The 22,405-nt window shown below is 39.9% G+C and carries 20 protein-coding genes; 10 read left to right on the top strand and 10 right to left on the bottom strand.

The window, feature by feature from the left end; genetic code table 11:
• Positions 1-43 precede the first annotated feature (43 nt).
• Positions 44-496, bottom strand: a complete 453-nt coding sequence (locus SCALIN_RS08750) for a YkgJ family cysteine cluster protein (RefSeq protein ID WP_096894121.1) — start codon at positions 494-496, stop codon at positions 44-46.
• 206 nt (positions 497-702) lie between these two features.
• Between SCALIN_RS08750 and SCALIN_RS08745 the strand changes: the two genes are divergently transcribed.
• Together SCALIN_RS08745 and SCALIN_RS08740 are read left to right on the top strand one after the other, a co-directional pair.
• The gene (locus SCALIN_RS08745) at positions 703-1,656 is read left to right on the top strand and encodes an aldolase catalytic domain-containing protein (protein ID WP_096894120.1); all 954 of its coding nucleotides are present in this window, start codon (positions 703-705) and stop codon (positions 1,654-1,656) included.
• Between the two features lie 10 nt (positions 1,657-1,666).
• Positions 1,667-2,422 carry a tetratricopeptide repeat protein gene (locus SCALIN_RS08740; protein WP_096894119.1) on the top strand — a complete coding sequence of 252 codons (756 nt, stop codon included), beginning with the start codon at positions 1,667-1,669 and terminating at the stop codon, positions 2,420-2,422.
• Positions 2,423-2,598: 176 nt separating this feature from the next.
• Here SCALIN_RS08740 and SCALIN_RS08735 read toward each other — a convergent pair whose 3' ends face one another.
• The 9 genes from SCALIN_RS08735 to acpS form a co-directional block, all read right to left on the bottom strand.
• The gene (locus SCALIN_RS08735; protein ID WP_096894118.1) at positions 2,599-3,075 is read right to left on the bottom strand and encodes a metallophosphoesterase family protein; all 477 of its coding nucleotides are present in this window, start codon (positions 3,073-3,075) and stop codon (positions 2,599-2,601) included.
• A 249-nt stretch (positions 3,076-3,324) separates the two neighbouring features.
• Entirely contained in the window at positions 3,325-3,636 is a 312-nt protein-coding gene (locus tag SCALIN_RS08730; protein WP_133111783.1) for a muconolactone Delta-isomerase, read from the bottom strand.
• A 154-nt stretch (positions 3,637-3,790) separates the two neighbouring features.
• The gene (gene fabG, locus SCALIN_RS08725; RefSeq protein ID WP_096894116.1) at positions 3,791-4,528 is read right to left on the bottom strand and encodes a 3-oxoacyl-[acyl-carrier-protein] reductase; all 738 of its coding nucleotides are present in this window, start codon (positions 4,526-4,528) and stop codon (positions 3,791-3,793) included.
• Positions 4,529-4,616: 88 nt separating this feature from the next.
• Positions 4,617-5,441: an enoyl-CoA hydratase/isomerase family protein gene (locus tag SCALIN_RS08720; protein ID WP_203415406.1), complete on the bottom strand. Its 825-nt coding sequence runs from the start codon at positions 5,439-5,441 to the stop codon at positions 4,617-4,619.
• A 104-nt stretch (positions 5,442-5,545) separates the two neighbouring features.
• On the bottom strand, positions 5,546-7,573 hold the full coding sequence (locus SCALIN_RS08715) for an oxidoreductase (RefSeq protein WP_096894114.1): 2,028 nt from the start codon (positions 7,571-7,573) through the stop codon (positions 5,546-5,548).
• Positions 7,574-7,714: 141 nt separating this feature from the next.
• Positions 7,715-8,944 carry a beta-ketoacyl-[acyl-carrier-protein] synthase family protein gene (locus tag SCALIN_RS08710; RefSeq protein ID WP_096894113.1) on the bottom strand — a complete coding sequence of 410 codons (1,230 nt, stop codon included), beginning with the start codon at positions 8,942-8,944 and terminating at the stop codon, positions 7,715-7,717.
• Positions 8,945-10,153, bottom strand: coding sequence for a beta-ketoacyl-[acyl-carrier-protein] synthase family protein (locus tag SCALIN_RS08705; protein WP_096894112.1), 1,209 nt, complete (start codon positions 10,151-10,153; stop codon positions 8,945-8,947).
• 302 nt (positions 10,154-10,455) lie between these two features.
• Positions 10,456-11,931 (bottom strand): B12-binding domain-containing radical SAM protein, encoded by a 1,476-nt coding sequence (locus tag SCALIN_RS08700; RefSeq protein ID WP_096894111.1) that lies wholly within the window; start codon positions 11,929-11,931, stop codon positions 10,456-10,458.
• Positions 11,932-12,051: 120 nt separating this feature from the next.
• Positions 12,052-12,435 carry a holo-ACP synthase gene (acpS, locus tag SCALIN_RS08695; protein ID WP_096894110.1) on the bottom strand — a complete coding sequence of 128 codons (384 nt, stop codon included), beginning with the start codon at positions 12,433-12,435 and terminating at the stop codon, positions 12,052-12,054.
• Positions 12,436-12,670: 235 nt separating this feature from the next.
• Between acpS and SCALIN_RS08690 the strand changes: the two genes are divergently transcribed.
• The 8 genes from SCALIN_RS08690 (at position 12,671) to SCALIN_RS08655 (ending at position 21,700) form a co-directional block, all read left to right on the top strand.
• Positions 12,671-14,011 (top strand): MATE family efflux transporter, encoded by a 1,341-nt coding sequence (locus tag SCALIN_RS08690; protein WP_096894109.1) that lies wholly within the window; start codon positions 12,671-12,673, stop codon positions 14,009-14,011.
• Positions 14,008-14,766 carry an MBL fold metallo-hydrolase gene (locus SCALIN_RS08685; RefSeq protein ID WP_162532226.1) on the top strand — a complete coding sequence of 253 codons (759 nt, stop codon included), beginning with the start codon at positions 14,008-14,010 and terminating at the stop codon, positions 14,764-14,766. Before SCALIN_RS08690 ends, SCALIN_RS08685 begins: the two co-directional genes overlap by 4 nt.
• Positions 14,767-14,942: 176 nt before the next feature.
• Complete coding sequence (locus tag SCALIN_RS08680) at positions 14,943-15,440, top strand: glycine zipper domain-containing protein (protein WP_096894107.1); 498 nt, start codon at positions 14,943-14,945, stop codon at positions 15,438-15,440.
• A 357-nt stretch (positions 15,441-15,797) separates the two neighbouring features.
• Complete coding sequence (locus tag SCALIN_RS08675; protein WP_096894106.1) at positions 15,798-18,080, top strand: hypothetical protein; 2,283 nt, start codon at positions 15,798-15,800, stop codon at positions 18,078-18,080.
• The gene (locus SCALIN_RS08670; protein ID WP_096894105.1) at positions 18,028-18,726 is read left to right on the top strand and encodes a hypothetical protein; all 699 of its coding nucleotides are present in this window, start codon (positions 18,028-18,030) and stop codon (positions 18,724-18,726) included. Before SCALIN_RS08675 ends, SCALIN_RS08670 begins: the two co-directional genes overlap by 53 nt.
• Positions 18,657-19,502, top strand: a complete 846-nt coding sequence (locus tag SCALIN_RS08665) for a hypothetical protein (RefSeq protein WP_133111781.1) — start codon at positions 18,657-18,659, stop codon at positions 19,500-19,502. Before SCALIN_RS08670 ends, SCALIN_RS08665 begins: the two co-directional genes overlap by 70 nt.
• A 3-nt stretch (positions 19,503-19,505) precedes the next feature.
• Positions 19,506-20,558: an AAA family ATPase gene (locus tag SCALIN_RS08660; RefSeq protein WP_203415405.1), complete on the top strand. Its 1,053-nt coding sequence runs from the start codon at positions 19,506-19,508 to the stop codon at positions 20,556-20,558.
• A gap of 236 nt (positions 20,559-20,794) precedes the next feature.
• A complete protein-coding gene (locus SCALIN_RS08655; protein ID WP_096894103.1) occupies positions 20,795-21,700 on the top strand; it encodes a DUF58 domain-containing protein in 906 nt (301 codons plus the stop codon).
• Positions 21,701-22,405 lie beyond the last annotated feature (705 nt).

Here is a 22,405-nt window from a genome sequence, read left to right as displayed (position 1 = left end):
AAACAAAAGCTATAGAACTAAAGATATGGGCAGATGTTAAAAATCATAAATCGTTCAACTCAGGTTTTAAACGGCTTGCTATCTCTTCAACTGTATGTAGCTTTCCCTTGTCAATTCCGGGACACGTCTTCTTCTGCTCTTTCCATTCAGTTTTGTTTTTCAGATTTGAACTCCAGAACGGAAAAGTTCTGCATTGGCGTGGTCTGGTTTCGTAAATGCTGCATCCATTATCATACATGACACAGTCACCGTTACTATGTTCAAGCAGGCTGATTCGGCCATTAATCAGTCTTAAATAGTTTTTGGCAAATAAATCGGTTGAAATACCCAGGGATACAGAGATGTTTTTCGCCTCTCTTTTCGTCATCCATACTACACCAGGCTCTCCTCTGCAACAACTACCGCATCTTTGACATTCAAATCTTAATCCGTCTTTGTGCCATAGGTTTTTTTGTCCTTTTGCACTGTTACTTTTCTTTATATTCGAGTTATTCATGACTTAAAACAACAACTTTGCTATATTATATTCTCTCTTTTTATAGTCAAGATATTATCATGAGTTCTATAAAATACAAATTAAATATTACTGAATAGGTGATATGCATCTATTTCTCACTTGTTTTTTTATGTCCGTTTACGTTATTATGTAAAGTTTATATTTTTCAGTTGCAGATATAAGGTATTATACCGGGAGCAGAGAAGATGTTTCGAGAAAAAATTAAGGTTTTAGATTGTACTGTCAGAGATGGAGGGCTTATAAACAATTACAATTTCAAAGATGATTTTGTTAAGGCGGCTTATCGCGCGGCCTGTGATAGTGGTATCGATATCATGGAGATTGGTAAAAAACTTTGTGTGAGTGATGAATATACTCGGGAAAAATACGGCAAATGGAACTTCTGTGATGAAGATGATATCAAAAATATCGTTGACTCCCATGAGTGCGAGAACCCTCCTGTCGTAGCGGTGATGTATGATGTGGATAGAGTAAATATTTCCGCACTACTTCCCGCAGAACAGAGTGTTGTCGGGATGGTGCGTACAGCCTGCTATGTTACGGATGTCGATAAAGGGCTGGATCTGGTAAAACGAAGTAAAGACCTTGGCTATCAGACAACTATTAACCTTATGGCGTCTTCTGCCGCTATCGAGACTGATCTGATTGAAGCTCTGCAACAGGTAAATGGAGCAAAAGAGGTTGACTACCTCTATCTGGTGGATAGCTTTGGGGCTTTCTATTCAGAACAGGTAACCAGCTATCTGCAGCTTTATAAGGAGCATGCGCCTGATAAGGAACTCGGGTTTCATGCCCACAATAACCAGCAACTGGCTTTTTCAAATACCCAGCAAGCGATTATAGATGGTGTAAACTTACTTGATGCGACTATAAACGGTATCGGTCGTGGAGCAGGAAACTGTAATATCGAGCTCTTGCTTAATTTTCTGAAGAATCCGAAGTTTGATGTGAGGCCAATATATAAGATGATACAGGAGACCATGGTGCCGTTGCGTGATGAAATTGAGTGGGGATTCAATGATATTTATGGAATCAGCGGTCACCTTAACCAACATCCTCGTGACGCAATGAAGCACCGAGCAAATCCTGAAATCAGAGATAACTGTTACGACTTTTTACTGGAATCTACTAACGATTGATAATGTGTTAATGATGAAAAACTATTTATCAAAATTTGGAACTGTAGCGGGCATTATAACTATTTTAGTTTCATTAATGGGATGTGCTCAAACAAGAGCGTTGAATAATCTGGAGAAGCTGATTCTGGATCAAGATGAATATGAGCATTGCGAATCTAAGACAATTTGTTGCATTGAAGCAATGGATTATGAACGCAATCATGAAGAGATTATTAATATAATATTTAATAGTGGTAATCTTGATCTTATTGACCAGCTTGTTGAACGTTTTCCGAAAGATTATAGAAACTATATTGTTAGCGGAGATGCTTATATAAAAAATGCTATGATGCAGCAAATGATGGGCTTATTTATGAAATCATCTGCTGCTGCTTCATTTAGTAAAGCTAAAGATTATTATTTGAAGGCATTGGAGTTAAATGACAAAGATATATATGTTCTCGGTATCATTAGTTTTATGTATGGGGAAAAGAAAGAATATGACAAGGCGAAAGAACTATTAAACAGAGGGATTGAGCTTGCACCAAATAACCCTCTTCTCTACCTGGCATTAGGTGAAATGTATGATCGGAAAAGTGAATATACTACTGCAATAGATTATTATAAAAAAGTACTCGAATTTACTGAGGATGAAGTAGCAAAGGATTTTGAACATATGAATCAATATTTTCATAAGCTTGTAGATTATTTCCCCAATTCTTTCGAAGAAGCAAGAGAAGAAGCAAAGAAGGTTTTGAAAATATTGGAGGTAAAACAAAAGACATAGACATCAAGTTCAGTTTAACCAGAGTAGAGACAAACGTTCACTTTAAGCGACTACATCTTCTTTTTGTTTAACTCGTTATTTAAACTCCACCCCCACATTCTTTAACAACCTTAACCAGGCTTTTATCCATACCGATAATCCAGATTGCATCGTCCAATTAAGAAAAATAAATTTTTTTATTCTTTTAACTCTACTATCTCTACTTCTACTGAGCTTCCTTGTATATACAAAAATGCAATAGATATCGGGAAGTCAAATCGTCTTGGACCGGCACTTCCTGGGTTAATAAAGAGGATATCGTTTTGCTTCTCTATTTTAGGTATATGCGAATGGCCGCTGATGACCACTTGAAATCCTGCTGCCGCAGGGTCCAGATCAAGTGAATCCAGATTGTGAAGGAGATATAAATATATTTCACCCACTTGTACCACTTCGGTAAAAGGCAGCGTTTTACTCCATGTACCACCATCTACATTTCCTCGGACCGGATACACATTGGCAATAGTCTTTAGAGTGTCAAGTGCCTCATGTGTCCCTATATCTCCAGCGTGTACAATCAAATCAACGTCATTAAATGATTTAACGACGCTTTGTCTAACGAGGCCATGTGTGTCTGAGATTACTCCTATCTTATAATCAAATGTACGTTTCATCTAGTTCTCATTGTATATATAACCATTACAAATTGACTTTTGGAATTTCAGGATTACTTCAAGTATAGAAACCTGACCTACAAGGAATATTGGTATCATACAGGGCACTTTTACATAGGTGCCAGTCACTTTATAATTTTCCGAGAATTGCGCTATGCGCTATACTCGGCTTTGGTGTTTTACACCCTGGTGTATTAAATAAAATCTCTTAACTCGCAACATGCAACCCGTAACGTCAATGTTGTCTCATTACTTCATAAGTGAATGGATTCGTTTGACATCAAGTAAAGCCTTGTCAGTAGGCACTAGTGGGGTTATCTCTATGTCTGTGAAAAATGGGAAGAGCGGCAGGTTGGTTACGAGTTGGTCAAGATCTTCGTTCGAATCGACTTCAATAATAGCCGCGGCGCCTCTGCTTCCTGCCAGTTTCCCACCGGCAAGGATCCTGCCCCTTTTTCTCATCCTGATAAAATATTCCCACTCCTTGACTACAAATCCCAGAAAATCCTTTACCGGCATATCGGGTATTTTTTGTATTTGAACTTTAAGTAAGAAGAGCATTTTTGTATAAACTCCTTTCTGCCTTTTTGTAACCACAGGGAAATTTTGATTTTAGACACAGATAAACAAAGATTACAAGGATTTTATTAAACAAATTATTGTTGTTAATTCTGTAAAAGCTGAGTTTAGTTCAAGAAATAGCTACCTGTTTAAATTATAACGCCAACCCACCATCGATAGACAATACCTGGCCTGTAATATATTTTGCACCATCTGAAAGCATGAACATTGCTGTTTTTGCGACATCATCAGTTGTACCGAATCGCTTCAGGGCAGTCATATCTATCATCTTCTGCTTGTACTCTTCAGGAAGTTCAGAGGTCATGTCTGTTTCTACGAACCCGCATGCAATGGCGTTAACATTAATTTTTGCCTTACCAACTTCTTTTGCAAGGGCTTTTGTGAAGCCTATCATTCCTGCTTTGGAAGCAGAGTAATTGGCCTGGCCCGCAACACCCGCAATACCGCTGACAGAGGTTATATTGAGTATGTTTCCGCTCTTCTGTTTGATCATGGTCATAATTACCGCCTTGGAGAAGTTATAGACACTCTTCAGATTAATGTTTATTACATCATCCCAGTCGTCCTCTTTCATCAGGGCGAGGAGTTTGTCCCTTGTTATTCCAGCGTTGTTGACAAGAATATCGATCTGGCCGAATTCATCCTTAACTTCTTTAACCATTGTTTTAGCACTTTCAAAGTTCGATACATCTGCCTTCTTTGCCATGGCCTTGACTCCGAGTCCTTCTATCTCTTTTACAAGTTCTTTTGCCAGGTCATCACTTTTGCTATAGTTGAAGGCGACATTGTAACCACTTTTTGCCAGTTCAAGTGTGATTGCTTTACCTATACCTCTTGTACCGCCTGTTACTATTGCCGTCTTGTTACTCATAGTATCACCTCCAGGAAATTATTATTAATAAAAAATCATATTTTGCATTTAAGTTTATGCATTGCTCACTTTGTGCCTTTCCGTCTGACTAAGTAGTTTGGAAGGGAGCGGTATTCTTTGCCGACAGCTTAGACCGCATCATATCAGCAAATATACCGACCTCGTATTCCAGGCCTTTTGTAATATCATTCTCACCAGCAAAGTTGACACATTTTTTCATTTCTATGAGTACTCCAGTCTCTCTTTCTAACAGCACCTTTGCCATATCTATCGCTTTCTTTAAAAGCTCATTGTGTGGTACTACCTGATTGACCAGACCCCATTCCAGAGCAGTTTTTGCTCGGACCATATTACCAAGAAACAACATCTCTTTTGCTCGCGCGTGACCAATTAATCGAGGTAAACGTTGTGTTGTTCCCAGTGCGGGAATAATGCCAAGTTGCGGTTTGGCTTCCGGTAAATTAAAGAATGCACGTTCTGATGCGATACGCAAGTCACATAGCATTGCAAGTTCAATCCCGGCTCCTATTGCAATTCCATTAATTGCGGCAATAACCGGTTTCTGGCAATTTTCCATTTCTACAAGCATCTCGTAGGAGCGATGGAATCTTTCGTAGTCTTTCTTTGCTACCAGATCTGAAATCCATGATCCGAATAACTCTTCGCGATCTACACCGTCACAGAATACACCTCTTAACTTACTGGCAATAATAATGGCGCCAACTTTCTCATTGTTTTCGTACTGGTCCATCTTATCATATATAGCGTCAAGTAGCCAGGAACCCAGAGAGTTCCTATCAGGTTTGTTAAGGTAAATTACCCCGATTGTCTTGCCGTTATCAGCCTCTATCTCTTCAAATCCCAGATGGTCATAACCAGAGTTATCACCACGGTTCATTCGAATATCTTTCATATTTTTTTAAATCCCTATTACTCTTTGCAGTGTTAAATGTGAAAATTATCAATGCATTACACGGACAAACAAGTTTTTCCCATACCACCCATGCTGCTATTATGTTAAATCTTCAATCCAACTTCAAACCCTTCATGGATTGCTTCGAGTGCAGTTCTCACCTCTACACAATCGCCTATTTTATATAATTCATCAATCTTACCATTTAGTTTTTTTGTGATATCCTGATTGGATTTGTATCCTGCGGCAATGATAACCGTATCCGCAAAAATCTTAGTATCTTTACTTTCTTGTTCAAAAGTTACGCAGACTTTATCTTTCTCTTTTTTTTGTTTAGATTTAGTCGATATATTCTTTACTTTGATCCCTGTTATACTTTTGATACCGGCATCTTCTACCTGTTTTAAGATAACCCATCTTGTTGAAATACCGAATCTTCCTCCTATTTTATTTTTCATTTCCAGGATGGTGATGTTTCGTTTTCCCTTTGACGTGAGTTCTACGGCCTCTTCCCCATTTATAACTCTGTTCTTCAAAAGGAAGCAGGCGACTTCCGGTTCCATTGCACCCATCTTTGCGGTGTGTAGTGCAATTTCACAGCCGATTGTACCTCCTCCAATGATGACGACGTCTTCACCAACCTTTACCTTATTATCAAATACATCCTCGGCCACAACAACATTTTTCTCTTTAACACCGGAAATTTTCGGAATAAGAGGGCTTCCACCTGTCGCTACGACTACAACATCGGGCTTCAGATTATTAATCGTTTTTGTATCTACTTTTGTAGAAAGCTCTATGTTTACATCTAGTTTTCTTATCTGGTTTGCCAGGAATGTGACAACATTCTCTATCTCTTCTCTACCCGGAGGGATATAAGCATATTTCAATTGACCACCAAGCGTATCTGTTTTTTCAAACAGATGTACGTCATGTCCTCTTAACGCTGCAATCCTTGCTGCCTCCATACCTCCCGGTCCACCACCAATAACCATTACTTTTTTTCTCTTTTTCGCTTTCCTGACCTTGGATTTACTCTCTTTACCAGCTCTGACATTATATAAGCAACTGACCGATTTGAAATTTAATAAAGAGTCAAAACATCCCTGATTACAGGCGATACATTTTCTGATATCATCAAATAGTCTCTTCTTATATTTTTTTGGTAATTCAGGGTCAGCAATTAATGGCCTTCCTATTGAAACAATATCTGCACGATTGTTGTCTATAACTTTTTCGGCCAGGGCCAGGTCATTTATCCTCACTGATCCTATAACCGGTACGTTTACGTGATCCTTAATCTTTTCAGACAGAAAGATATAAGCCATTCTGGGTATGGCCATAAGCATGATTGGAGTGCGGCTTTCATGCCAGCCGGGGGAAACATTAAACGCATCCACACCAGCTTTTTCCAACTCTTTCGCTATCTCAATGCTCTCATCTATCTGGAGGCCTTCGTCTACAAAATCTGCACCTGACATCCGAAAGATTACTGGATACCTCTTTCCGGCTTTTTTCTTTATGGCCTCAATAATCTCTTTCGCAAACCTAATGCGGTTTTTGAGACTACCGCCATATCTGTCCTTTCTCTTATTCGTAGCTTTAGAGAGAAACTGGTTGATAAGGTAACCCATACCACCATGAATCTCAACCGCGTCAAACCCACCCTTTTTTACTCTTATTGTTGCAGCAACATAACCATCTATTACCTTCTTTATTTCAGGGATGGTCAGGACATGTGGTTTCTGTTTTATGTTGACGTGTGACAGGCTTGATGGTGATACAGGGTGAGTCTTTGAGAAAAATGAAGACGCACTTCTCCCACCATGAAGTATTTGTGCCGCAACCATAGTATCATGTTTGTGTATCCTATCGGTTAGTTTTTTTAAACCGGGTATATATTCATCCTTATCCAGGCCAATTATGCTCTTCCATACCTTGCCAGTCATTTCCGGATAGCATCCGCCTACTACAATCAAACCCACTCCGCCACGGGCCCTTTCTACATAGAAATCTATAAAACGTTTGTTTATTGAACCGTCTGAGGTAAAGCCAAGATCCATAGCTGACATGGCGATCCGGTTTTTGACTTCTAAGCTGCCGATATTTATTGGTTCGAATAATTTGTTCATAATGTATTAGATTGTTTGTAAATTGTAGGGCTTGTTTCCGAAACGAGCCGTATTACAATAAAGGCTGTTTGCCTGTCCGGATGAATCGTTCACCAGTCCGACTTGCATTCTGGCGGGGACTGGAAAGCAGGAATGACAATGCTATGCTTTCTTAACAACCAGGCATGAATTATTGCCTGATAGATCAAATGAGTTTATAAGCACTGTATTTACATCTTTTTCAAGTTTTTCTTTAACTACATTCAAATTGCATTCAGGGTCTTTTTCTTCACAATTAATGGTAGCAGGTATCAGGCCATTGTTTATGGATAATAAGGCAGATGCTGTCTGTGCTGCACCAGATGCACCGTAACTTTCTCCTAATGTCGATTTAACGGTGTGCACAGGGATTTCTTCTCCTTTCTCTCCAAATAATCCAATGATCGCCTTTGCTTCTATGAGGTCTGACTGCTTGCCTGAATTTCCGTTCGCATTAATCAAATCTATATCATTCGTAGAAACCCCTGCATCCTCGATACACAATTTCATCGTGTTCCGGGCTTTCTTAACTCTTTTTTCATTGTCGCTTTTTCTGCTGCCTGAAAAGAGACTTCCAAAGCCTGAAACTTCACCATATATCTTTGCCCTGCGACTTACTGCGTGATCATACTCTTCCATCACAAATACATAGCTGCCTTCACTCATAATAAAACCGTCTCTTCTTTTATCGAAAGGCATGCTGATCTCATTTCCAATATTACTTGATCCAGCCAGCATTTTCCTCATATAAAATATCATGTATAAATCTAATGAGATCTGTTCAACTCCACCGGTAATAATTACCTTTGCTTTCCCATTCTGAATAAGTTTAACGGCATTACCAATTGCGTCTGTACCCGACGTAAAGCCGGACGAGATAGTCCTTGCGAAACTCTTCATCTTGAAGAAGACAGATACGTAGTTAATGGAAGAGTTGAGGGCTACATCGTAGCTCTGCATGGGTGAAAGTTCCGCCGGGCCTTTCCTGATTATATCATGAAAGTAATCGGTTGTCTGTGAGAAATTTCCGAGGGAAGAACCAATGAGAATTCCGGTATGGTTTGCCAACTCTTCATCTATTTCAAGATTTGCGTCATCTACTGCCAGCTTAGCGCTGGAACCAAGAAACTTTGTTCCTTTATTTAGATATCTTAAACCTTTACGACCTAAATATTCTTCCGGGTTTAAACCTTTAACTTCAGCTCCGTTTTTACATTCATACCTTGAAAGATCAAGGCATTCCATCGGCGCTATTGCGGAATTGCCGGAAACAAGATTGTTCCAGAAATCCTGATGTCCAATACCCAAGGGAGATACAATTCCAATACCGGTAATTACTGCTTTTTTATTCATCTATAATCTACTGAAAATATTCGTGACATTGTTCCCACCAAAGGCGAAGGAGTTATTTATAACACAGTTAACTTCTGTTTCGCGTCCCTCATTCGGTACATAGTCCAGATCACACTCTGGATCAGGTGTTTCATAGTGTGTGGTAGGTGGAATTGCGTTATTTTTAATTGCCAGGCAGCTGACGACAGATTCTATAGCGCTTGCCGCACCCATTGTGTGGCCTATCATAGATTTTATAGAGCTGACTGCTATTTCATTTGCCCGTTCCTTAAAAATTGATTTTATTGCCATTGTCTCCATTCTGTCATTTAATGGTGTTCCTGTTCCATGCGCATTGATGTAGTCTACATCCTTGTAAGACATATTGGCCATGGAAAGTGCATTTGACATAGCCACTTTTGCGCCCGCTCCTTCGGGATGGGGTGCTGTCATATGATGTCCGTCACAGCTCATACCATATCCCTTCAATTCAGCATAAATTTGAGCGTTTCTTTTTGATGCGAAATCAAGTGTTTCCAATACCATTATTCCCGAGCCTTCTCCAATTATCAGACCTTTTCTCTCTTTATCAAATGGCTGGCATTTTTCAGGCGCCAGCGCTTTCAGATTATGAAAATGTGTAAACTCTGTTTGCGGGATAAGCTCACCTCCACCTACCAGCATTACATCAACTTTTCCTTCATATAAAAGGTCTAAAGCCCAGGCGATAGCATGGTTGCCGGAAGAACAGGCATTAAGTGATACCATATTAGGCCCTTCAAAACCAAAATCTTCTGAGAGTAGTGTGGTGATAGAAGATGGCGGATACGTTAGTGCAACACCCATATCAAAGCCGTTGGCTTTGTCTTCAGGTGCATTGCGCAACAGGTGTTCAAATGGAGGTAGTTCTCCGGCTAAAGTTCCGATAGCGATACCAAATTTTTCTCTGTTGTACCCTGCTAAATCACTCAATCCACTATCTATCAATGCTTCTTTTGCGGCAGTGTATGTGTACTTATGTATCGTGTTTGCCGTGGTTTCGTTTTCAAAAACAGTGTCAATTCTGAAATTTTTTACTTCACACGCACGATGAACTTTGTATTTTGATGTGTCGAAAGATGTTAATGCCGCCGTGCCGTCTTTACCGTTCATGAGTGCATTCCATGCATTTGTAACACCAATACCATTGGCAATGACTAATCCTAAACCGGTAACAACAACTCTCGGCATTTTAATATCCTTTGGAAAAATTCAGAAAATACATGATTCTTCAGTACTCAAACTATTCTGACCACATTATCACAAAAAGTAAATCCCCCTTATTCTCTCTTCGCAAAAGTGGAGTAAAGTCCTCAGCGCAGTTTGTCCGGGGAGTGGGGATTTATTCTTTGGTTTTTTAATTTTAAGAAACAAACTATACTACCAAGCGACAATATTCATCCTTCGACTCCGTTCGGGATCAAGTCCCGATGAACGCTCAAAGCGACGTCACAATGGGAGGAGCCGAAGTCTAATAACGCTAATCAACAATTTCACGTCTTCATATCTGCCATGTCCGGGTTTGTTTTGGCCTTCTGAGATTCGTACCGTTCCACGGCTCTCTCATAATCTCCTGAAGCCTGCAGTTCTCTCAGGTTTTCTAACAGATGTTTATAAACCTCCTGCCAGTCAAGATTAACTCTGAACGCGAACATTGCGGCATTCAGGTTGTTGAGTTCATCTTTTGCTTCTCTGAATTTTTTTCTTATTACATCGGTCGAATATATATTGTTGTAAACGTACTCTATGCCATCAATAAATTCCTGAAGTGTGAGCTTAGACAAAACATAGGTTAAATGGTGCGATGTATAATAGATCCAGTCTTCCGGGAAGTTGGTCCTGAACAACCTGTTATCATCATCAAGCCTTTTTTGTAACGGTGTATTGATAAATGGACACAATAAGCCACAGGTCATTATGTCGATCTTTGCATCTAATATAAAATCAACGACATCTTTAAATGTATCAGGTGTATCATTGTCGTTTCCAAAGACCATGGTCCCCCAGACAGCAAGTCCATGCTTCCTTATATTTGCTACCGCTTCCCTGTATTTTTCAATTGTTATGCGGAGGTTAACTCCCTTGTTCATCGATTTTAACGCGTCTTCATTTATAGATTCAATACCAATGAGTACACCTACACATCCGCTCTTTGCCATATATTCCAGTGTTTCGTCATCCTGATAAATATTCAACGAAGTAAACCCGAACCAGTTCTGATAAATTTTTCTATCAACCATCCCCTTAAAAAGGTTTCTGACCCTTTCGTAAGATTTCTTACTATGACCGTAGAAATTTTCATCTGTAAGTATGAGGCCTCTATACTGCCCCTTTATCGCTTCAAGCTCATTCAGAACATCATCTATTGGCCTTTCTCTGTACTTTCTTCCCTGGAACTGTGGAACTGAACAGAACTCGCAGCTAAACGGACAGCCGGCAGTTGTAATAATGCCAGAGTACCGATATTTGTACTTGTCAGTCAAAAACTTTCTATCTGGTAGTAGCCCCTTATATGTTTCCATAGGGGTCAGGCCGCCATCATAAGTCGGTTTAAGTTCGTTATTTTCAAAATCAGAGATTATCTCTTCCCATATCGGAACTGCTTCTCTTATTACTACAGAGTCAACGTATTGGGCCGCCTCTTCAGGATAACTTGTAGCATGTACTCCACCCATTATTACGGGAATTCCATTCTTTTTGCATGCGGTGGCGATCTGGTATGCCCTGTTTGCCTGATAGCTGACGGACGTTATTCCAACCAGGACGACATTTGTTTTATCGAAACAGACATTTTCACCTTTTTCATCTACCGCCAGCTCCTGGGTTTCATCTATTATATCTACTTCCCAGTCATCGGGTGTTAATGCCTTCAGATATCCCAGGTTCACGGGCATTTGGTTTAGTACTGAAACGTTTTCCTCGCCTACGTTACCTATAGGATGAGGATTTATAAGAATTATTTTTTTCAAATTAGCACCTTTCACTAGCTAACTAATATAGCTGTCATTTGTTATAACAAACATGACTAGCCTCTCTTTCGAGAGGATTCCAGCGTTGGACTCCTGTCGAAAGAGAGGTTTTCATTTTTTTTATTCCTGAGATTCACCAGGTATTAATAGTGCATGTGCAACGGCATACTCTTTACAATGTGATAATGAGACAGAAATCTCGCCGATTTTCTTCTCAGATGCAAGTTCTTTAGCTCTGCCATATAGATTTACGTAAGGTTTTCCCAACTCGTCATTCAGCGTCTCAATATCAGTCCACTTCAATCTGTCTCTCAAGCCTGTTCCAAAGGCCTTGAGAACAGCTTCTTTTGACGCAAAACGTACTGCAAAATGTTGAAAACAGTTTTTTCTGGACTGACAATATTCGACTTCATCAGAGGTATAAACTCTTTTTATAAAATTTTTGTGTGATCCAAAGAGTTTTTCTATCCTTTTAATTTCAATAATATCTATGCCTGTATACATTTACAACCTTTTAATCTGAGAAATTTCTAATAAATAACACAAAATCAAGTACTCTATTGTATTGAAAAGGATGGTATATTCAGAAAAAGTGAATAAGGCAGGAATCTTTATGAAATTACTTTGCATAAGTATTTATTTTCTAATATCATCTGACAATTCAAGTATAAATTTAGTAGAAAATTCTAATGGTTGTATTGGTTGTTGTCAACCTTAATTTCAATTTGAATAAGACCTTATGGAGTTAACAAAAAAGGAGCTAAATAAAAATATAATCAGATTAGCGCTCCCTGTAGCGTTGGAGAATGTCTTGCACCTGGCAGTCTTCATCGTAGATATTATCATGGTAGGCAGGTTAGGTACTGTTCCTGTTGCTGCAGTCGGGTTGGCAGGTGCGTTGGGCTTTATTGTTGCAATGGTATTTACTGCCCTTAATGTCGGAACTACGGCGCTTGTGGCGAGAGATTTTGGTGCAAATCAGAAAGATGAGGCGAGGAAAGTAGCGGGTCAGTCTCTTCTCATTACACTTGTTTTTGGCTGTACCGTCAGCCCTTTCATATTTTACTTCGCCGATAATATTCTTGTCTTGATGAGCGCTGAGGAAAATGTGGTCTTTCTCGGGTCGCAATATCTTAAGATAGTCCTGAGTTTCTTTATTTTCCGGTTGATTATCCTGACCGGGACATCAGTTTTCAGGGGAGCCGGAGATACGAGGACACCCATGTTTATTACACTTGTAACAAACTGTGTAAACATATTATTTAACTGGCTCCTTATATTCGGTATATGGTTCTTTCCGCGTATGGAGGTAGCCGGGGCAGCATGGGCGACATCAATAGCTTATACAACTGGCGCTTTACTGATTATGTACCGACTTCTGAGCAGGAGGAGTATTTTAACAATTGGCGTTAAACATATTGTTGATGTAAACATGTCTATTATTAAAAGAATTTTGAGGATTTCATTTCCCGCAACGTTAGATGCTTCACTGACCCAGTTGGGTTATCTCTTTTTTATTAAAATAGTTGCAATGTTAGGTACGGTTTCACTTGCTGCACACCAGATTGCCATTAGGATAGAGGCCATTTCATTTATGCCGGGTTTTGCATTAGGAGTCGCTACCACCACGATTGTGGGGCAAAGTCTTGGCGCTAATAAACCGGACCTGGCAAAGTTAAGTATGAAGAAAAATTGTCAGATTGCACTGGTATTAATGGGGTTCTTCTCGTTTATTTTCCTGGCATTTGCCAGGCCAATGGCAAATGTTTTTCATCCGGAGCAGGATGTCCTGGCTCTCAGCACTTATTGTGTGATGATCGCTGCGATAGAACAGCCGGCTCTTGCGATTTATATGGTATACGCCGGTGGCTTACGTGGTGCCGGAGACACATTTAGCCCCATGATTGTTACAATAGTGGGAACATTATGTTTTCACTTGCCCGTTGCTTATCTCTTTGGAATTGTGTTAGAATGGGGGCTTGCCGGCATCTGGTTCGGCGCAGCGCTCGATTGGATACTTCGTGCTGTTGCCGTATACATACTCTCCAGAAAAGGGAGGTGGAGTGCAATAAAGATATGAAGATTACGTTTCTCGGTACAGGAACATCATACGGTGTGCCTATGGTAGGGTGTGAGTGTCGTGTCTGTACCTCTGACAATCCAAAAAATTCCAGGACCCGTTCCTCGATAGTTATATCGGAAGGAGAATATAATATACTTATAGATGCGGCAACCGAGTTACGTATACAGTGTTTGAAAAACGGTGTAAAAAGGTTGGATGCTGTGTTGTTAACACATTCGCACGCAGACCATATTCTGGGGTTTGATGACCTGAGACACTTTAATAGAAAGCGGAAAGATAATATTCCGGTGTACGGGTCCGTGGAAACATTAGATAATGTGTACAGAATGTTCTCATACGCATTCAGAGAAGTATCTTCAAATGGCAGCAAGCCAAAAGTTACTCTTATACCGATTAATGGGAAACTTAATATTTCCGGTAATGAAGTTATTCCTGTTGATGTAATGCACGGGCAGGATAGAGTAACTGCATATAGATTTGATAAATTTGCATATGTTACTGATGTAAGCCAGATACCTAAGGATTCTGAGGAGAAACTGAAGGGGCTTGATCTACTCATTATTGCCGCTCTCAGAAATATTCCTCATGAAAAACATTTCAGTATTGAACAAGCCATAAATGTAGTATCTACGTTAAAACCAAAACATACATTTTTTACGCATATAGCACACGAAATAGAGCACGAAGAGACAAATAATATTCTACCGGAAGGAATAAGATTAGCGTATGACGGTTTGTCAGTTGAGGTGTGATTTTTGTTAAGCAATAAGTTATAACTCTATATGGAAGTAGTAGTTGTAAAACATATTGACAAGATAATAGCCTTCTGATAGTATCAAAAGGAACAAAATAATACACTTTAATGTAGTATGAATATAGACTTGTTGAGGAGACAGCGAGTTAAATTCTTTTAATAGGAGAGATAGGAATGTATAAGAAAATGATTATTGCCGTAGTGTGTGTTGCTGCAATTTCAGTCTTAACGAGCGGCTGTATGACGACGACCCAGAAAGGAGCAGGAGCAGGCGCAGGAATTGGAGCAGCTCTGGGAGCAGGTATCGGTGCTCTGACCGGTAATGCGGCAATGGGTGCGGCCATAGGCGCGGGAGCTGGTGCGGTGGGTGGAGCACTGGTTGGTGATAATATGGATAAAAAAAGAGAAGCGGCTGAGAAAGCGGATCTAAAGAGACAGCTTGAACTGGAAAAGCAATCAGGTTCCGGTAAGGGTTTAAATAAAATAGACGGCCATTACGAATATGTAAAGAAGAGAAAATGGGTCGATACATCCAAAAAAGAGAGAGTCTGGGTTGAAGAGCGTTTAGAAGGGGATAGAAGGATTGAAGGACACTATCAAGATAGAAATGTACCTTCCGGTTACTGGCAGGAATACGAAGAAAAAGTCTGGATTCCCGAACACTACGAATAAAATCTTGATTAATTCCATTTTTATCCTTGTAAAGGATAAAGATGGAATTATTGAATTGATTTTGTATTAAAGTTTTGAATTAAACACACATTTTTTTTACCTGTGAACGAACAGTTAAAGTCCTACCATTGTCTAGCTGGCTTTGCAGCTATCTGGAGTAAGTTGTCATACATTTCATAATGTAGTCTACAATTCCTTACAGATGTACCATTCTTATGGCTCAGAAAGAACTCTTTTTATTGATAACTTTTTAGCTGGTAATATTACAGATTTTGTGAAAAAATGCATAAAATATCTAAAACAAATAATGAGAATTGTTTGGTATATCAGTATTAAAGATTTTACAGGAAGGATATCATGCCAGCTGATCAAACAGTTGACAATACGCTTAAGGCTTCTTATAAAAACCAGATAGAGCAAAAACTGGAGAAGGCACGTTTCAGATTTAATATCTTCAGATGCGAACGGATATTTTTTTTCGTTCTGACAATCGGGCTGACTGTGGCTCTTATTACATTATTAGCCCGGAAATTTGTCAATATACCTCCGTATACTCTTACTATTCTACTCTCTTTATTTTCAATATATTTTGTTGTGAGTCTGGTTGTTGTAGTTTACGGATGGATGGGGAAATCTGACGCTGCAAGTATACTGGACAAGAAGATGGGTTTTAAGGAACGTCTTGTTACCGGTCTGGAATATGCCGAACAGAATGAAAACAACAAATTTCTCAGCCTGCTTGTTGATGAAATCAATAGCAAGCTTGATGATAAAAGTATAAAAAAGTTCATACCACATAAATTTCCGAGATCAACAAAATATTTAATAGCAGTATTAATATTACTCCTGATTTTCCTGTTCCTACCTTATAATTCATCCGAAGAACTAGATAAATTGGCTTCAGACGTAAAAGAGTCTTCTATTAAAACGACTGAAGAGAGTGGGGCTGTTTCTGAAAAAGAAGAAAAAATAAAGGAGGAAGAAAAAACAGTGGAAACCCATCAGGAACAGGGAACTAAAGAACCTGGAAAAAGTCAGGAAGAAAAAACTGAAGCACAGTTACAGACAAAGAAACCTGATGTTGGTGATAAAGAAAAACAAGTATCTGAAACTCCAGAAGGTGTACAACATAAGCAGAAAAAATCAGATTCTTTGCAAGATAAAATATCTGATTTATTAAATAGTATTAATTCTCAATTGGACCAACTTGAAGGCAAGTCAAAACCGGAAGATAAGAAACCTGTACCATCTGAAAAAAAAGAGCAGGAAAGTGGTGGAAAAGAAGAAAAACCTCAACAGGTAACTGGAGAAGAAAAGGAAAAATCAGAAGAGAAGAAAGAGGGATCTGCAGACTCCTCTGTGTCTAAAGAAATGTCCAGTCCTGCGGAAACAGAAGAGCTGGAAGGTAACGAAAAAGAAGAGAAAACGGAACAGTCTGCAAAAACAGAGAAGGATGAGCAACAGGAAGATAAAAAAGAAGGAGATGCGGACACACAGGACCCTGAAGAAAAGTCTCCTGAGGAGAAACAGACAGAAAAGGAAAAGAAAGAGCAAAAGTTTAAGTTACCCGAGTCTAAAATATTGCAGAAACTCCTGAAACTTTTTATGCCGCCAAGTAACAATAATAACACTCCTTTACCGGATATTCCGATGGATGGAGAAGATACAGACCAGTCACAGTCAGACTCTTCACAGAGCAAATCAAGTGAGAGTAAACAAGAGGAGTCTTCTTCTTCGTCATCTAAGCAGGAACAAAAACAGGGTGAATCAGGAAAGGGATCATCTCAAACCAGCACATCCGGACCTGCACAGTCGGATTCAGATCAAAAGGGCGCATCAGAGAGGCAAGATCAGAGTTCAAGTCAGAATAGCGATGATAAATCTGCGCAAGGGCAGCAACAGCAACAGGAGAGAGACGCTTCTGATACAGGCAAAGCTGATGACAAACCAATGGATGGTGCTGAACAAAAAACACAGGGGGGGCAAAGTGATTCACAAATAGCAAGTAGTTCTGAGACCGAATCCGGTAAAGATTCTGAGTCTGGCACAGGAATTGACAATTCAAAAGGGAGTCAGAGTCAGAAGGAACAGAAGCCAGGTTCATTAGATAATGGACAGGGTAAACAACAGGAAATGTCAGATGCACAAACGGCAAGTGGTGAAAAAGGAACAAGAGGAGAATCCTCCTCTTCCGGAAGTGGTAAAGAAGAGAATTCAGATTCTCAGCAACAAGGCTCTAGTGGGGGCAGTAAGGAACAATTAGCACAAGGACAGCAACAAGAGGGTTCTGGTCCAGAAGAAAAGAATAGCAAATCAACAAGTGGTGGACAGACATCACAAGAGGGACAGGGAGAAACTCAGGGGTCTTCTGGTAAAGAGCTTGCATCAGGTCAGGGCAGAGAGCCGGGATCAGGAACGCAAGGGTCTGAACAGTCTGCTCAAAAGGGTCAGGAAGGTAAGGGGGAAGCTCAGGATGCCGGAGGTAAAGAGCTTGCATCCGGTGGCCAGGACAAAGAGACGGGATCAGGAACGGAAGGGTCTGAACAGTCTGCTCAAAAGGGTCAGGAAGGTAAGGGGGAAGCTCAGGATGCCGGAGGTAAAGAGCTTGCATCAGGTCAGGGCAAAGAGCCGGGATCATGAACGGAAGGGTCTGAACAGTCTGCTCAAAAGGGTCAGGAAGGTAAGGGGGAAGCTCAGGATGCCGGAGGTAAAGAGCTTGCATCCGGTGGCCAGGACAAAGAGACGGGATCAGGAACGCAAGGGTCTGAACAGTCTGCTCAAAAGGGTCAGGAAGGCAAGGGGGAAGCTCAGGATGCTGGAGGTAAAGAGCTTGCATCCGGTGGCCAGGACAAAGAGCCGGGATCAGGAACGCAAGGGTCTGAACAATCTGCTCAAAAGGGTCAGGAAGGTAAGGGGGAAGCTCAGGATGCCGGAGGTAAAGAGCTTGCATCCGGTGGCCAGGACAAAGAGACGGGATCAGGAACGCAAGGGTCTGAACAGTCTGCTCAAAAGGGTCAGGAAGGTAAGGGGGAAGCTCAGGATACTGGAGGTAAAGAGCTTGCATCCGGTGGTCAGGATAAAGAGACGGGATCAGGAACAGAAGGGTCTGAACAGTCTGCTCAAAAGGGTCAGGAAGGCAAGGGGGAAGCTCAGGATACTGGAGGTAAAGAGCTTGCATCCGGTGGCCAGGACAAAGAGACGGGATCAGGAACGGAAGTGTCTGAACAGTCTGCTCAAAAGAGCAAGGGTAGTCAAGGAAGTTCTCAAAGCGCCGGCGGCGCTATGACTGCTGATGGTGAAGGGAAAGAATCAGGTACAGAATCGGGAGGTTCAAAGAGCGCTCGCCAGCAACAATATGGAAAAGATTCTGAAGATGGCCAAGGTAGTGAACCCGGTGAGAAAGCATCTTCACAAATAGCTGGCGAAGGTGGTAATATGGGGCAAGGTGATTCTGCTGAAGGTTTCGGTAATACAATGCAGAAACAGGCAGAGCAAAAGCATGGTAATGGTGGAGGTAGGAAAGGTGGAGCGCGAAGTAGTTCTGAATTAAAGAATGAAATTAAGGACCAGATGGATGGGTTGTTCGATCAGATTTCAGTTCTGCAAAAGGAAATGGGACTGGATGTCAGTGCGGGCATGGAAAGTGGGGGCAACCTGGAAGAACAAAGCGACCTGCATAATAAAGAAAACCAGAATAAGAGGAAAGAGTTGCCGAGAGAGGAAAAGAGAGGTGTTGATCAAAAAACAGCGCTTGCTGGAGACAAGCCTGGAGAAAAGTTGTATTCCGCAGAGCCCGAGAGAATTGAGTTACCAACTAATGCGGAAAATATAAATATGAAAATAGAGGGGGAACAAGATGAACTTGGGTCAATGAGAGAAACGGTATCTACCAGCAAGGGAAAATCTTCTACTAAAAAAAGAAGAAAACTTCTTCCCACTGTGGGTTATGACGATACTGTAGAACGAAGTAAAGAGCAGGCGGAAGATGACGCGATAAGGAAAACTTCAATACCATTGGAATATGAGGATATTATCAAAAAGATCCATACTGATAAGGAGTAAAAAGTGCAGAAGACAGACGGGAGAGAAGAAGTTAGTGATATAAAAAAAGAAATTGATAGGTTTAAAAAAGATTTTGATAGTATAACTGAGGAGATTGGTAAGGTTATAGTAGGGAACAGGGATATTGTAGAAAAGATGTTAATAGCTTTTTTTGCAACTGGTCATGTTCTTCTTGAAGGTGTACCAGGTTTGGGGAAAACACTTCTTGTTAAGTCTTTGAGCAAAGCACTCGGATTTGATTTTAAGAGAATACAGTTTACACCTGATTTGATGCCTGCAGACATAACAGGTACTCAGATAGTTGTGGAAAGGGGTGATGGTAGAAAAGAGTTTGAATTCACCCAGGGACCTCTGTTTACTAATGTATTGCTTGCGGATGAGATTAACCGCGCAACACCAAAAACACAATCAGCCATGCTGGAAGCCATGGAGGAAAGACAGGTAACGGTTGCGGGAAAGTCACATAGATTGAGAGAACCATTCTTTGTTATGGCGACCCAGAATCCTATTGAAATGGAGGGTACGTACACCCTGCCGGAAGCGCAGATGGACAGGTTTTTCTTCAGATTACACATTTCTTTTCCAAAGGCTGATGAGCTTAAAAAAATTCTGAGACAGACAACTATCAATGAAAGCTATACTATACAACCTGTCTTGAACCCTGACTTAGCTGTCGAAAGAGTTGCAGAAATGAGAAAGCTGGTCCGTGAAGTTTTGGTTTCATCAGAAATGGAAGACTATATTACCGGTATTATATTAGCGACTCATCCTGACAACAAAGAGACACGTAATCCTGTTACTGAGGGGGGCAGTATTGTAGATCTCGTAGGGAGATATGTTACCTATGGAGCAGGCCCGCGTGGCGCTCAGGCTGTAGCTTTAGCAGCGAAGGCAAACGCGCTTTTAGACGGCAGACCAAATATATACGAAGGGGATGTAAAGAAGGTAGCCGCATCAGCGCTGAACCACAGGATGCTTTTGAATTTTGAGGCGGATGCGGACAATGTAAATTCCCATCATATAATAGAAAAGATACTGGAAAAGTTAGAAAAATAGATTAGCGAAAGGGAACAATAAGTATTCTTACTCAGAACTGTTAAGAGCAAGGAGAAAATAAAAAAACAATAAGAGTCAGATAACCAGAAGCATTAGCAATAAACCATATACTTAAATACTAAATACCGGAATTCCATGATTCCTGAATCCTTTAATTTAGTTTGTAATTGTGTAAGGATTAGTAATTTAAGATTAATCTACAAAGTTTTTTTCGTAAGAGTAATGAGGCCAATAACATGCTTGGAAACATTTTTGATGCTAAATTCCTGAAAAAGCTTGATTCCCTTTGTATAGAGTGTAAGAAAACCTATGGTGGGGTGAGGAAGGGTAATTATGAGGCGGCAAATAAGAAAGGTACCAGTATCGAATTTGCCGACTATCAGGAATATATGCCCGGAGATGATTTCAGGTATATTGATTGGAATATTTATGGACGTCTTGACAAGTTGTTAATAAAGACCTTCAAGGAAGAAGAGGAATTGTCCGTTCATGTATTATTTGATGTAAGCAGGTCTATGCTTTATCCTGAAGAAGACAAGAAATTTGATTATGCGAAAGATCTTGTAATCGCTCTGAGCTATATTGCGTTATCAAGCAAGAATAGTGTGAGGCTGGCAACAATGGTTAACACGGATAAGATTTCTAAAGACAGAACTCCTTTCTTCCAGCAGAAAGAGAATATATTTGTGATAGCGGATTTTTTAAAAAAAGTTATACCACGAGGTGAGTTAGATTTTGTTGATTATATTTCAAAGTATATTTACGATGTAAAAGGGAGGAGAGGTACTGTCGTTGTTATATCTGATTTCATGATGAAGCCGGAAGTCTATACAAGGGCGCTCAATTACTTAAGGTTTAAGAATTTTGACATTAAGGTTATACAAATCCTGGGAGAAACGGAACTGGACCCTTTTGGTAAGGGAAACAAAAATCAGGTGATAGATGTTGAAACAAACAAAAAAATGAATATCAACTTTTCAGAAGCAAACCGCAAAAAATATAAAGCTGCTATGGAAGATCATATTCAACAGCTGAAACGTTTCTGCAGTATAAACAGAATTATTTATTCGCTAGCTAAAACTAACATCAAATTTGAAGATTTCATCCTGCGCGAACTACCGAGGATCGGGTTCATCAGATAAAAAGAAACGCCATATGTTATCGTCAATGAATTTAATGCTGCGGAAGCGTGGTTCTAATGATTACAAGGTAAGACAACAATGCTGACTTCCGCTTGTTCCTTTGTGTTACCCATTGATAATAATTTGCCATTTCCGGGATGATCCATTTTGACTTAAACCTGTCTATATGTTTTCCTGAATTATGTTCAAAAGCCATCCTGTAAAAAAAATATTTGATTTTTATATTTTTTTAAATTATAATTTTCTAAAATATGAGGAAGACTTAAGTAAGAATTCTTTACGTTTTAAAGAGTTGTTACAAAGTAAGCCGAAATCATTCTTTGAAGCTCTTTGAGAAGAGGACAGAATGATTTCGGCTTATTTTGTTTTAAATTCTAGTAATTTTTACAAGGAACAATCCAGAAATTCTGTTCGTATTTTTATTACAGAAAAAATATAGTTTCAACTAAATACTGATATATTCAAAGTGGTGAGGGAAGACTGCGCAAGGGTTTCTTCAATAAAAGGAAACGTTGAGGAGTAAGCCGACACTTTTCAATTTGTTCTCGTAGAGAGAGGGCTCTGATAGTGTTGGCTTTTTTTAATATATATGAAACGGTACAAAGTTGTGAAAAAAAATTTAGAAATAACATTTAATTGATCAAGGAGAAGTTACTGTTGAACAAGACAAATAATAGCTGGATAATTGGGTTGATTGTTATTTTT

This window comes from Candidatus Scalindua japonica, from assembly GCF_002443295.1.
Lineage (GTDB): Bacteria > Planctomycetota > Brocadiia > Brocadiales > Scalinduaceae > Scalindua > Scalindua japonica.
Note: the sequence above shows the minus strand (reverse complement) of the source record. Positions and strands in the feature narration are given on the sequence as shown.

Coding starts and splice junctions, on each gene's coding strand:
- SCALIN_RS08750 (WP_096894121.1), bottom strand. CDS start 496: ATGAATAACTCGAATATAAAGAAAAGTAACAGTGCAAAAGGACAAAAA.
- SCALIN_RS08745 (WP_096894120.1), top strand. CDS start 703: ATGTTTCGAGAAAAAATTAAGGTTTTAGATTGTACTGTCAGAGATGGA.
- SCALIN_RS08740 (WP_096894119.1), top strand. CDS start 1,667: ATGATGAAAAACTATTTATCAAAATTTGGAACTGTAGCGGGCATTATA.
- SCALIN_RS08735 (WP_096894118.1), bottom strand. CDS start 3,075: ATGAAACGTACATTTGATTATAAGATAGGAGTAATCTCAGACACACAT.
- SCALIN_RS08730 (WP_133111783.1), bottom strand. CDS start 3,636: ATGCTCTTCTTACTTAAAGTTCAAATACAAAAAATACCCGATATGCCG.
- fabG (WP_096894116.1), bottom strand. CDS start 4,528: ATGAGTAACAAGACGGCAATAGTAACAGGCGGTACAAGAGGTATAGGT.
- SCALIN_RS08720 (WP_203415406.1), bottom strand. CDS start 5,441: ATGAAAGATATTCGAATGAACCGTGGTGATAACTCTGGTTATGACCAT.
- SCALIN_RS08715 (WP_096894114.1), bottom strand. CDS start 7,573: ATGAACAAATTATTCGAACCAATAAATATCGGCAGCTTAGAAGTCAAA.
- SCALIN_RS08710 (WP_096894113.1), bottom strand. CDS start 8,944: ATGAATAAAAAAGCAGTAATTACCGGTATTGGAATTGTATCTCCCTTG.
- SCALIN_RS08705 (WP_096894112.1), bottom strand. CDS start 10,153: ATGCCGAGAGTTGTTGTTACCGGTTTAGGATTAGTCATTGCCAATGGT.
- acpS (WP_096894110.1), bottom strand. CDS start 12,435: ATGTATACAGGCATAGATATTATTGAAATTAAAAGGATAGAAAAACTC.
- SCALIN_RS08690 (WP_096894109.1), top strand. CDS start 12,671: ATGGAGTTAACAAAAAAGGAGCTAAATAAAAATATAATCAGATTAGCG.
- SCALIN_RS08685 (WP_162532226.1), top strand. CDS start 14,008: ATGAAGATTACGTTTCTCGGTACAGGAACATCATACGGTGTGCCTATG.
- SCALIN_RS08680 (WP_096894107.1), top strand. CDS start 14,943: ATGTATAAGAAAATGATTATTGCCGTAGTGTGTGTTGCTGCAATTTCA.
- SCALIN_RS08675 (WP_096894106.1), top strand. CDS start 15,798: ATGCCAGCTGATCAAACAGTTGACAATACGCTTAAGGCTTCTTATAAA.
- SCALIN_RS08670 (WP_096894105.1), top strand. CDS start 18,028: ATGCCGGAGGTAAAGAGCTTGCATCAGGTCAGGGCAAAGAGCCGGGAT.
- SCALIN_RS08655 (WP_096894103.1), top strand. CDS start 20,795: ATGCTTGGAAACATTTTTGATGCTAAATTCCTGAAAAAGCTTGATTCC.